Below are 9,451 nucleotides of genomic sequence, written 5' to 3'. Positions count from 1 at the left end.
GCGACTGGGCAACCCCCGCGCCGTGCGCGCCGCGGCCGCCGTGTGCGCCCGCAACGCGCCGGCGCTGTTCGTGCCCTGCCACCGGGTGCTGCGCACCGGGGGAGCGCTCGGCGGGTTCGCCTGGGGACTGCCGGTCAAGCAGAGCCTGCTCGAACGCGAGGCGGCGGCCTCGCGTTGACGTGCAGCGAACGTTCAGCCTAGGCTGGAGGGCTTCGCCCCCGAAGCCCCCTGCGCGCGTGTGGGCCTCCGCGCGCCCCGAATCACCCCGGCACATGTCACACTCCACGCTCTCGACCCCGCGCGCGCTCGCGCGGCTGCTCCCGTTCGCCCGCCCGGTCCTGCTCCGGATGCTGGCGGGCGCCGGCAGCGCGCTCGCCGCCGCGCTGGTCTCGCTCGCCATCCCGCTGGTTCTCGAGGCGCTGGTCGGCGGTCCCGCCGTCGCCGGCGACCCGGCCGCGCTCGCGCTCGGCGTCGCCGCGATCCTCGCGCTGGGCCTGACCGAGGCGGGGCTCGTGTGGCTGCGGCGCTGGTTCGTGCTCTCGCCGTCCACCCGCATCGAGTACGCGATGCGCACGACCTTCACCTCGCGCCTGGAGCGGCTGCCGGTCGCGTTCCACGACCGGTGGCAGTCCGGCCAGCTGCTCAGCCGCATGATGCAGGACATCAGCCTGATCCGCCGGTGGCTCGCGTTCGGCCTCATCATGCTCGTGGTCAACCTGCTCACGATCGCCATCGGCACGCTCGTGCTGTTCCGCTGGCACTGGGCGCTGGGCGCCGTGTTCCTGCTGTGCTCCGCGCCGCTGTGGTACGCGGGCTTCCGGTTCGAGAAGAGCTACGGGCTGCTGACCCGGCAGAGCCAGGACCAGGCCGGCGACCTCGCCACCGCCGTCGAGGAGAGCGTCCACGGCATCCGCGTGCTCAAGGCGTTCGGCCGCGGCGGCCACGCCCTGGCGAAGTTCACCCGCCAGGCCGAGACGCTGCGGCGCACCGAGCTGCGCAAGGCGGCATCCGTCGGCTGGATCTGGTTCTGGCTCACCCTGCTGCCCGACATCGCCTTCGCGCTGTGCCTGCTCACCGGGATCTGGCTCACCGCCGTCGGCCAGCTGCAGGTCGCCGAGCTGTTCGCGTTCTTCGCCATGGCCACCGTGCTGCGCTGGCCGATGGAGTCGATCGGGTTCCTGTTCTCGTTCCTCCTGGACGCGCGCACCGCGACCGACCGCGTGTTCGAGGTGCTCGACGAGCCGGTCACGATCACGGACCCGGCCCGCCCGGTCGCCCTCGACCGCCCCCGCGGACGCCTCGCGTTCGAGGACGTGCACTTCCGGTACCAGGACGCCGCGGCATCCTCCCGCGATCTCCTCGACGGCGTCGACCTCGTGCTCGAGCCCGGCGAGACCGTGGCCCTGGTCGGTCTGACCGGCTCCGGCAAGACGACGCTGACGACCCTGCCCACCCGCCTGTACGACGTGACCGGCGGGCGGATCACCCTCGACGGCGTCGACATCCGCGACCTCACCCTGCGGGAGCTGCGCACCCACGTGTCGACCGCGTTCGAGGACGCCACGCTGTTCTCCTCGAGCGTGCGACAGAACGTGCTGCTCGGCCGCGACGACCTCGACCCCGCCTCGGACGCCGCCGACGCGCTGCTGCGCGAAGCGCTCGAGGTCGCGCAGGCCGGCTTCGCCGACACGCTGCCAGAGGGCGTGGACACCGTCATCGGCGAGGAGGGGCTGAGCCTGTCCGGGGGGCAGCGGCAACGGCTCGCGCTCGCTCGCGCCGTCGCCGCGCGGCCGGCGGTGCTCGTGCTCGACGACCCGCTGTCGGCCCTCGACGTCGACACCGAGGCGCTCGTCGAGGCCGGGCTGCGGCGCGTGCTTCAGGGGACCACCGCGCTCATCGTCGCGCACCGGCCCTCGACCGTCGCGCTCGCCGACCGCGTCGCCCTGCTCGAGGACGGGCGGATCACGGCGGTCGGTCCCCACACCGACCTGCTGCGCACGAGCGCCCACTACCGATACGTGATCTCCAGCCTGGACGCTGCGGAGGCGACCCGATGAGCACCGTCACCGGCACCGGCGGCGAGGACCGCACCGACTACACGCGCGCCGAGAGCCGTCAGATCCGCCGCCGGTCGCTGCGACTGCTGGGCGCGCTCGTGCACCCCGTGCGCGCTCGGCTCGTGCTGGCGGCGGTCGTGCTCGTCGTCTCCACCGGGCTGCGGGTGCTCGGCCCCGCCCTGATCGCCTACGGGATCGACAGCGCGCTGCCCGCCGTCCTCGATGCCGCCGACTGGATGCCGACGATCGTCGTGTTCGCCGTCTACATCGTCAGCGCGATCGGCGGCGCCGTGCTCATCGGCTGGTATGTCGTGGTCGCCGCGCGTCTCACGCAGGCGATCATGCTCGACCTGCGGACCCGCATCTTCCGGCACACGCAGCGGCTCAGCCTGGAGTTCCACGAGTCGTACACCTCGGGGCGCATCATCTCCCGGCAGACCAGCGACCTCGACGCCATCCGCGAGCTGCTCGACGGCGGATTGAACGAGCTCGTCTCCGGGGTGCTCTACGGCGGGTTCACCCTGATCGCGCTGCTGGCGGTGGACTGGCAGTCCGGCCTGGTGCTGGTCGTCATGGGCGCGCCGCTGAGCCTGCTGATGCGCTGGTTCCACCGTCGCTCGCAGGAGACGTACCGCGCCTCGCGTGTGGTCAGCGCGCAGGTCATCGTGATGTTCGTGGAGCGGATGACCGGCATCCGCGCCGTGAAGGCGTTCCGCACCGAGCAGCGCGACGACGTCGAGTTCGGGGAGCTGAGCGCCCGCTACCGCGACGTCAACATGCGCTCGATGAAGCTGTTCGGAACGTTCGAGCCCGGACTGATGGCGGTCTCGGCCGTCACGCTGGCGGTCGTGCTCGCCTGGGGCGGCCTGCGCGTGGCCGCGGGCGGCATGGAGGTCGGCGTGCTGTTGGCCGCCGTGCTGTACGTGCGCAACTTCTTCTCGCCGCTGCAGGAGGTGGCGATGTTCCTGAACCAGTACCAGTCCGCCGCCGCCGCGCTGGAGAAGGTGTCCGGCGTGCTCGAGGAGGAGCCCAGCGTGCCGGAGCCGGCGCGCGCGACCCCGCTGCCGCAGGCCCGCGGGCACGTGAGCTTCGAGGACGTCGTGTTCGGGTACGGCGACGGGCGCACGATCCTGCCGCGGTTCGACCTCGACATCCCGGCGGGGCAGACCGTGGCGCTGGTCGGCACGACCGGTGCGGGCAAGTCGACCCTCGCGAAGCTCACCGCCCGGTTCTACGACCCGTCCGCCGGCCGCGTCCGACTGGACGACGTCGACCTGCGCGACCTCTCGGCGGCCGACCTGCGCCGGGCGGTGGTGATGGTCACGCAGGAGGCGTACCTGTTCAGCGGCACCGTCGCCGACAACATCGCGCTCGGCAAGCCCGACGCGACCCTCGAGCAGATCCAGGATGCCGCGCGCGCCGTCGGCGCCGACGCGTTCATCCAGGCGCTGCCGGACGGCTACGACACCGACGTGAACAAGCGCGGCGGCCGCGTCTCGGCGGGGCAGCGGCAGCTGATCTCGTTCGCCCGCGCGTTCCTCGCCGACCCGGCGGTGCTCATCCTCGACGAGGCCACCGCGTCCCTCGACATCCCGGGGGAGCGGCTCGTGCAGCAGGCGCTGCAGACGCTGCTGTCCGACCGCACCGCGATCATCATCGCGCACCGGCTCTCGACGGTCGCGATCGCGGACCGCGTGCTCGTGATGGAGCACGGCGAGGTGGTCGAGGACGACGCCCCCGCCGCCCTGATCGCCGGCACCGGACGGTTCGCGCGCCTGCACGCCGCCTGGCGGGCCTCGCTGGTGTGACCGGCGCGGGCGGCTACAGCGTGACGCGGGCGACGGTCTCGCCGAACTCCGTCTCGCCGACGCTGACGAACCCGACGCGCTCGAAGAAGGCCTGCGGCCCCTGTGAGCCCTCCTCGTAGATGACGTCGACGTGGTCCATGCCGCGGGAGCGGGCCTCCTCCTTGAGGTGCTCGATGGCGAAGCGGCCCACGCCGCGGCCCTGGTCGTCGGCGTCCACGTTGATGCGCCACAGCACCGACCGGAACCACTCCTGCGGCTCGTCCGGGTCGAAGTTGGCGCTGACGAAGCCGACGACCTCGTTGCGGTCCAGCACGACGCGCTGCCAGCTGGTGCGCGGGTTCACGACGGTCGCGGCGACGCCGTAGGAGACCGGCGCGAGGAACTGCTCCTGGCCGGGTTTGAGCGACATGGAGTTCACGGCGACGATGGTCGCGGCGGACAGTTCTTCCAGTCGCAGCTCGGTCATGGTCACAGGCTAGCGGCCGCGGTGGGCCAATGCGCTGAAGTATCTTGACATCAAGATAATTCGGAGGCGTGTGCGATAGGGTGGCTCCCGACCCGGTCCGCCGTACGGAGAGACGACACGTGCCCGAATCCACGATCATCTACACCCACACCGACGAGGCCCCGGCCCTCGCCACCGCCTCGTTCCTGCCGATCGTGCAGGCCATCGCGGGTCCCGCCGGAGTCGCGCTGCAGACCCGTGACATCTCGCTGGCCGGCCGCATCCTGGCCGCCTTCCCGCAGCGGCTGACGCCCGAGCAGCAGGTCGGCGACGCGCTGGCGGAGCTCGGGGGCCTCGCCACCCTGCCCGAGGCGAACATCATCAAGCTGCCGAACATCTCGGCATCCATCCCGCAGCTCAAGGCCGCCATCGCCGAGCTGCAGGGGCAGGGCTTCGACGTGCCGGACTACCCCGACGACCCGCAGAGCCTCGACGAGCAGAACACGCGGGCACGGTACGACCGCATCAAGGGCTCCGCGGTCAACCCGGTGCTGCGCGAGGGCAACAGCGACCGGCGCGCGCCGCTGTCGGTCAAGAACTACGCCCGCTCGCACCCGCACCGCAACAAGCCGTTCCCGGCAGGGTCGAAGACGCGGGTGGCGACGATGGGCCACGACGACTTCGCGACGAACGAGAAGTCCGTCGTCATCCCGGACGACGACGTGCTCACGATCCGGCACGTGGACGCCGACGGTGCCGTGACGGTGCTCAAGGAGGGCCTGAAGGTGCTGCCGGGGGAGATCGTGGACGCGACGTTCCTCTCCGCCGCCGCGCTGGATGCGTTCCTGCGCTCCACGCTCGAGACCGCGAAGGCCGAGGGCGTGCTGTACTCGCTGCACCTGAAGGCCACGATGATGAAGGTCAGCGACCCGCTCATCTTCGGTCACGTGGTGCGGGCGTTCTTCGCCGACGTGTTCGACGTCTACGGCGACCGGATCGCCGCGGCCGGGCTGTCGGCCGACAACGGGCTCGGCAGCATCCTGACCGGGCTGCCCGCGGTCGAGGGGGGCGACGAGATCGCCGCGGCGATCGCGGCCGACATCGAGCGCGGACCGCGCCTGTCGTACGTGAACTCGGAGCGGGGGATCACGAACCTGCACGTGCCCAGCGACGTGATCGTGGACGCCTCGATGCCCGCCCTGATCCGCAACGGCGGCAAGCTGTGGGGCGCCGACGGGTCGGAGGCCGACACGCTCGCGGTCATCCCGGACTCGTCGTACGCCGGCGTGTACCAGGCGACGATCGACGACGTCATCGCGAACGGTCCGCTGGATCCCGCGACCATCGGCACCGTGCCCAACGTCGGCCTCATGGCCCAGGCCGCGGAGGAGTACGGCAGCCACGACAAGACCTTCGAGGTGCACGCCGCCGGTGTGATGCAGATCGTCGACTCCGAGGGCGAGGTGCTCATCGAGCACGAGGTCTCGCGCGGCGACATCTGGCGCGCGACGCAGACCAAGGACATCCCGGTGCGCGACTGGGTGAAGCTCGCCGTCAGCCGCGCCCGCGCCACCGGCGCGCCCGCCGTATTCTGGCTCGACGCGAACCGCGCCCACGACGCGCAGCTGATCGCGAAGGTCGCGACCTACCTCGGCAAGCTCGACACCAAGGGCCTGACCACGACGATCCTGCCGCCGGCCGAGGCCACCCGATACTCGCTCGCGCGGCTGCGTCAGGGGCTGGACACCATCTCGGTGACCGGCAACGTGCTGCGCGACTACCTCACCGACCTGTTCCCGATCCTCGAGGTCGGCACGAGCGCCAAGATGCTCTCGATCGTGCCGCTGCTCGCCGGCGGGGGCCTGTTCGAGACCGGCGCCGGGGGCTCGGCTCCCAAGCACGTGCAGCAGCTGCTGGCCGAGGACTTCCTGCGGTGGGACTCGCTCGGCGAGTTCTTCGCCCTCGCGGCGTCCCTCGAGCACTACGCCGGGTTCACCGGCAACGCGGCGGCGCAGGTGCTCGCCGACACGCTCGACCGCGCCACCGGCACGTTCCTCGAGAACGACCGGTCGCCGGGCCGCGCGGTCGGCGCGATCGACAACCGCGGCAGCCACTTCTACCTCGCGCTGTACTGGGCGCAGGAGCTCGCCGCGCAGGCCGAGGACGCGCAGCTCGCAGCCGTGTTCGCGCCCGTCGCCGCGTCCCTGGCGGACGCCGAGGACACCATCGTCGCCGAGCTGCGGGCCGTGCAGGGCTCGCCGGTCGATATCGGCGGCTACTACCACCCGGACCCGGAGCTCGTGGCCGCGGTCATGCGCCCGTCCGCGACGCTGAACGCGATCGTCGACGCGATCTGACGCGCCGCGCGTCCTCCCGGCGGTCTCGCGAGACCGCATCCTGTCGCCGAGACCGTGGGTTCCCCCCACTGTCTCGGCGCGCAGATGCGGTCTCGCGGGAGGGCGCCGCGAACGCCGGGCGGGTCAGTAGTGGACTGAGACCTCGGTGCCGGTGGGCGCCCAGTTGTAGACGAACTCGGCGTCGTCGTTCCACATGTTGACGCAGCCGTGGCTCTGCGGGAAGCCGAGCGCGCTGCGGAACGCGGACGCGCCGTGGAACGCGATGTCGGGGGCGAAGTACGTCACGTAGGGGACGTTGCGGGTGCAGTAGCTGTCGGTGCGCGAGGGGTCGGTGCAGGCGGCCCCCATGTCCTGCACGCGCACGTGCGCGAACACCGTGAAGTCGCCGGTCGGCGTCACGTTCGGGCTCAGCCCGGAGGAGATCGTGTAGCTCTGCACGACCTGGTCGTTCGCGTACAGCGTCGCGGTCTGGGTCGTGAGGTTCACGTCGATGTGCCGGTACTCGGTCGTGGTCGTGAACGCGGTCTCGGTCACCGACAGCGGATACTCCGCGTCGCCGGCGGCCAGCCGCGCGGCGAACGCGTCGGCGATGCCCGAGGTGTCGCCCAGGGCAAGGCCGTTCTGGCCGTCGTCGAGTGTCTCCAGCACGGTCCCGGCCGAGTTCGTCACGACCGTGGCGTTCACCGCGTCGCGGTTCACGAGCCCGGGGAGCGTGTCGACGGTCGCCTGGATGGCGTCGGCATCCGCCGACAGGGTCAGGGAGCCGTCGGCGACGCTCACCGTCAGCCAGGACGCGAGCGTCGCGCGGTCGATCGGCACGGTGCGCTCGTCGCCGACGTAGAACCCGCCGACGTCGAGCATGCCGTTCAGGGTCGCCGCGGCCTGCGTGGCCTCGTCGGTCGTGACGTCGGCGGCGACGGCGACGGTCTCGTCGCCGACAGAGATCGTCGTGGCGGGACCCGCGTTGAACGCGGACTCCACCGCCGAGCGCACGGTCTCCAGATCGATGCCCTGCCCGTCGGTGGCCGGCGACACCACGTAGCTCGCCGAGGCCGCGTCGAAGGAGACGGCGGCGTCGGCGGCGTCCGCGTACGCCTCGGGATCGGCGTCCTGCAGCGCCTGTTCGGCGGTGGCGGCGTCGAGGGTCACGGTCGCGGTGAGGGGCTCGGCGTTCCACTGGGCGAGATTCCACATCGGATGCTGCGCGTAGGCCTGCTGCGCGAGCGCGTCGGCGTCGATCGTCGCGCCCAGCTCGGCGCCGGTGAGGGTGACCTCGCCGTCGGAGGTGGCGAGCTGGATCGTCGTCGCCGCCAGGCGCGAGGTGAGCGCCTCCGCGGCGGCGCCCGCGGTCATCCCGCCGATCGTCACCCCGGCGACCGCGGTGCCGGGGGCGATCAGCACGAGAGAGGTCGCGACCGCGGCGACGGCGAGCACGCCGCCGGGGATGCCGAGCCACAGCCCGAGGTGCTTCTTCCTCGGCTTCGGCTCGACCGGGGCCCAGGCGTAGACCGGCGCGTCGGCGGATGTCGGGGCGTCCGGCGCGTCGGCAGACGTCGCGGGGTCGGCCGCGTCGGCGGTCGGCGGGGTCGGCGTCTGATCGCTCACGGGGGATCTCTCTGTTGTGGAGTGTCGTCCATCCATGGTATGCGCGCGCACGGGTGCGGCGCACAACGTTCTCGTCACGTCTCGGGTCAGGCCGAGGCGCGAGGGCCGGTGGAGGCGCGCACGACCAGCTCGGGCTCGATCATGCTGCTGGCCACCGGCCGGTCCAGCGAGGCGATGAGGGAGGTCAGGCTGAGGGCCCCCAGCGCGTGGAAGTCCTGCCGCACGGTCGACAGCGGCGGCAGGAGATGACGCGCGTCGGGCAGGTCGTCGAAGCCGATGACACTGACGTCGTCGGGCACGCGCAGGCCGCGCTCGTGCAGTCCGTGCAGCAGGCCGAGCGCCATCTGGTCGTTGGCGGCGAACACGGCCGTCGCCTGCCCCAGCGCGCCCGGACGGCGTCCGACCTCGTAGCCGAAGTCGCTCGTCCAGTCGCCGATGACGGGCGGGCGGGCCGGCAGACCGGCCGCGGCGAGGCGATCGGACCAGGCCCGGGAGCGCACCCGGGCGTCGACCCAGTCGAGGGGGCCGCCGAGATGCAGGATGTCGCGGTGACCGAGCGAGAGGAGGTGGTCGACGGCGCGCGCGGCGCCGGCGTACTGGTCCACCGCGACGGTGAGGACGCCGTCGGCCGGCTCCGCCGTCACGAGCAGCGTGGGCAGGTCGTGCGCCGCGCGCGTGAGGTCGGCGATGGTGGAGTAGCGCGGCGCGATGACGCAGAGGGCGTCGACGCCCTGCATGCGCAGGTGCGCCACCCCGGCGTCCGTGCCGAGATCCGGGGCGTCCGCCACGGTGGATGCGCTCACGGTGTAGCCGGCGGCGCGCGCCGCCTCCTCGATGCCGCGCAGCGTGCTGCCGGGCCCGTACTGCTCCGGCCGGTCCACGAGCACGCCGATGCGCCGGGTGCGGCGGGTCGCGAGCGCCCGGGCGATGGAGTTGGGCGTGTAGCGGATCTCCGCCATGGCCGCCTCGACCCGGGCCCGGGTGGACTCCCTGATGTTCGGGTGTCCGTTGAGCACCCGTGAGACCGTCTGATGCGAGACGCCCGCGAGCCGGGCGACGTCGTAGATGCTCGGCTTGGCGGTGCGGCCCGTCGCGTTCTCCGTCATCCGGTCGTTCCCCTCCGCCCCTCGGACCCTCGCAGTCCGGCCGCATTGCACCTCGCGTAATGTTACCGCTAAC

Annotated in this window: 7 protein-coding genes; 4 read left to right on the top strand and 3 right to left on the bottom strand. The window is 72.2% G+C overall.

Annotation, left to right across the window (positions count from 1 at the left end; genetic code table 11):
• The 3 genes from QM626_RS01710 to QM626_RS01700 form a co-directional block, all read left to right on the top strand.
• Positions 1-178, top strand: a 178-nt coding sequence (locus tag QM626_RS01710) for a methylated-DNA--[protein]-cysteine S-methyltransferase (RefSeq protein WP_415073296.1), incomplete at its 5' end; no start/stop codon positions are given.
• A 94-nt stretch (positions 179-272) separates the two neighbouring features.
• Positions 273-2,057, top strand: a complete 1,785-nt coding sequence (locus QM626_RS01705; RefSeq protein WP_415073294.1) for an ABC transporter ATP-binding protein — start codon at positions 273-275, stop codon at positions 2,055-2,057.
• Complete coding sequence (locus tag QM626_RS01700; protein ID WP_415073292.1) at positions 2,054-3,865, top strand: ABC transporter ATP-binding protein; 1,812 nt, start codon at positions 2,054-2,056, stop codon at positions 3,863-3,865. The genes QM626_RS01705 and QM626_RS01700 overlap by 4 nt, the downstream gene beginning before the upstream one ends.
• A gap of 13 nt (positions 3,866-3,878) precedes the next feature.
• Here the strand turns inward: QM626_RS01700 and QM626_RS01695 are convergent, their stop codons facing one another.
• Positions 3,879-4,331 carry a GNAT family N-acetyltransferase gene (locus QM626_RS01695; protein WP_415073290.1) on the bottom strand — a complete coding sequence of 151 codons (453 nt, stop codon included), beginning with the start codon at positions 4,329-4,331 and terminating at the stop codon, positions 3,879-3,881.
• Between the two features lie 119 nt (positions 4,332-4,450).
• Here QM626_RS01695 and QM626_RS01690 point away from each other — a divergent pair, with 119 nt between their 5' ends.
• Complete coding sequence (locus QM626_RS01690; protein ID WP_415073288.1) at positions 4,451-6,667, top strand: NADP-dependent isocitrate dehydrogenase; 2,217 nt, start codon at positions 4,451-4,453, stop codon at positions 6,665-6,667.
• A 123-nt stretch (positions 6,668-6,790) separates the two neighbouring features.
• Here the strand turns inward: QM626_RS01690 and QM626_RS01685 are convergent, their stop codons facing one another.
• Entirely contained in the window at positions 6,791-8,272 is a 1,482-nt protein-coding gene (locus QM626_RS01685) for a L,D-transpeptidase family protein (protein ID WP_415073286.1), read from the bottom strand.
• 86 nt (positions 8,273-8,358) lie between these two features.
• Positions 8,359-9,378, bottom strand: coding sequence for a substrate-binding domain-containing protein (locus QM626_RS01680; protein WP_415073284.1), 1,020 nt, complete (start codon positions 9,376-9,378; stop codon positions 8,359-8,361).
• Positions 9,379-9,451 lie beyond the last annotated feature (73 nt).

It is taken from the genome of Microbacterium sp. (genome assembly GCF_047606385.1).
GTDB lineage: Bacteria > Actinomycetota > Actinomycetes > Actinomycetales > Microbacteriaceae > Microbacterium.
The sequence above is the reverse complement of the archived record's forward strand: the minus strand, read 5'-3'. Positions and strand labels throughout refer to the sequence as shown.

Bases quoted from the DNA above. Each gene is read 5' to 3' on its own strand.
- QM626_RS01680 (WP_415073284.1), bottom strand. From the start codon at position 9,378: ATGACGGAGAACGCGACGGGCCGCACCGCCAAGCCGAGCATCTACGAC.
- QM626_RS01705 (WP_415073294.1), top strand. From the start codon at position 273: ATGTCACACTCCACGCTCTCGACCCCGCGCGCGCTCGCGCGGCTGCTC.
- QM626_RS01695 (WP_415073290.1), bottom strand. From the start codon at position 4,331: ATGACCGAGCTGCGACTGGAAGAACTGTCCGCCGCGACCATCGTCGCC.
- QM626_RS01700 (WP_415073292.1), top strand. From the start codon at position 2,054: ATGAGCACCGTCACCGGCACCGGCGGCGAGGACCGCACCGACTACACG.